This window comes from Streptomyces apricus (assembly GCF_008369065.1).
GTDB lineage: Bacteria > Actinomycetota > Actinomycetes > Streptomycetales > Streptomycetaceae > Streptomyces > Streptomyces apricus.
The window spans coordinates 1-1922 of the sequence record NZ_VDFC01000176.1 but is presented as its reverse complement, the minus strand read 5'-3'; the positions used below and the strand labels follow the sequence as shown (position 1 = coordinate 1922).

Below are 1922 nucleotides of genomic sequence, written 5' to 3'. Positions count from 1 at the left end.
CCCGCGCCCCCTGGGAGTTCGCGTGACCACCGCCCGGACCCCGCACCGGTCCGCCGCCCCGCCCGGGCCCTGGACCTCCAACAACGGCCTGACGATCCGCGACCTGGTGCCCGCCGCCGACCGCCGCGCCTGGGTCGCCGCGGGCCACTGCCCCGACCGGGACCTGTACTCCCTGTTCGCCGCGCACGTGCGCCGCCATCCGCGCCGCGAGGCCGTGATCGACCGGGCCGGCAGCCTGGACTACCGGACCCTGGACCGGTGGGTGCGGCACATCGCCGGCCGACTGCGCGACGCGGGCCTGGACCACCGCGACATCATCGCCGTCCGGCTGCCGAACGGCCGGGCCGCGGTGGCCGCCGAACTGGCCGTGGCCGCCCTGGGCGCCGTGGCCCTGCCCTACCCGGCCGGGCCGGGCACCCGCGACACTCTCAGCCTGCTGCGCCGCTCCCGCGCCCGCGGCGCCGTCCTCGCGGACCCCGCGGACATCGGGCTCGCCCCGCACCTGCCGGACCTGCGCGCGGTGTGCGCCTTCGGACCCGGCCGTCCGGGGGTCCACTCGCTGTGCGCACAGAGCCGACCGCTGCGTCCCCGCCCGGTCGACCCGGAGGCCCCGGCCCGGATCCTGGTCTCCTCGGGCACCGAGTCCGAGCCGAAGATGGCCGCGTACTCGCACAACGCCGTCGCCGGGGGCCGCGCCAACTACCTGCGCGCCCTGCACCCCGGCCCCGGCCCGATGCGGAACCTGCTCCTGGTCCCGCTGGGCTCCTCCTACGGGTCCTGCGGTTCGTACGTCACCGTCGCCGCCCTCGGCGGCACCCTGATCCTCCAGGACTCCCACGACCCCGCCACCACCTGGGACACCCTCACCCGGCACCGGCCGACCCATGTGTTCGCCGTGCCCACCCTGCTGCGCCGCCTGGCCGAGCATCCCGCCCGCCCCGGCGAGGACGTCACGGGCCTGCACGCCCTCGTCTCCAGTTGCACCGGGCTGCCGGAGACCACCGCCGCCGCCTGCCGGGAGCGCTTCCGGCGGCCCGTCATCGCCGTCTACGGCTCCACCGACGGCGTCAACTGCCACACGGCCGCCACCGGGCTCGGCCCCGGGACCGGCACCGGGCGCCCCGATCCCGCCGTCACCGGCATCCGCGTCCTGGACGCCCGGGGCCGTGAACTGCCGCCGGGCAGGACGGGCGAGATCTGCGCCCGGGGTCCCATGACCCCGCTCGGTTACGTCGCCGACCCCGGCCTGGACCGGCGGCTGCGCACCCCGGCCGGCTGGGTGCGCACCGGCGACCGCGGCCACCTCGACGAACGGGGCCGGCTGCACCTGGAGGGCCGGCTGGCCCAGATCATCGACCGGGGCGGCTACAGCATCAGTCCCGCGCAGCTCGACCGCGAGCTGGGCACCCATCCCGCGGTCGCGGAGGCCGTCTGCGTCCCCGTGCCCGATCCCGAGCTGGGGCAACGCGTGTGCGCCTGCGTCCGCCAGGTTCCCGGGGGCCCCCGCCTGACGCTGGCGGACATCACGGCCTACCTGGAGGACCGGCGCGGCCTGGAACGCCGCAAACTCCCCGAACTCCTCCTGCACCTGACGGAGATGCCCCTGACCCCCACGGGCAAGATCTGCCACCGCACCCTGACAACCCTGGCCACGACCCACCACAAGACCCGACACCAGAGGTGACCGCCCCGTCAGGAGCGTCCCTCCAGGGGCGCCCCCTCAGGGGCGCGGGGAACGGCGCGACCAGCCACAACACACCCGCACCCCGCCCTCGACATCAGTCAAACGGCGACCACCGGCCAAGGGGCGCGGGGAACTGCGCAACCACCCACAACACCCCCGCACCCGACCACCGTCACGCGCCCACCACAGGAAACCCGGGACTGCGCAAAACCCTCCGCCCAACGTCCACGGCAAACGC

1 protein-coding gene is annotated in these 1922 nt (G+C 76.1%); it reads left to right on the top strand.

Annotation, left to right across the window (positions count from 1 at the left end):
* Positions 1 to 1684, top strand: a 1684-nt coding sequence (locus FGF04_RS39005; protein ID WP_408055730.1) for a class I adenylate-forming enzyme family protein, incomplete at its 5' end; no start/stop codon positions are given.
* Positions 1685 to 1922: the final 238 nt, after the last annotated feature.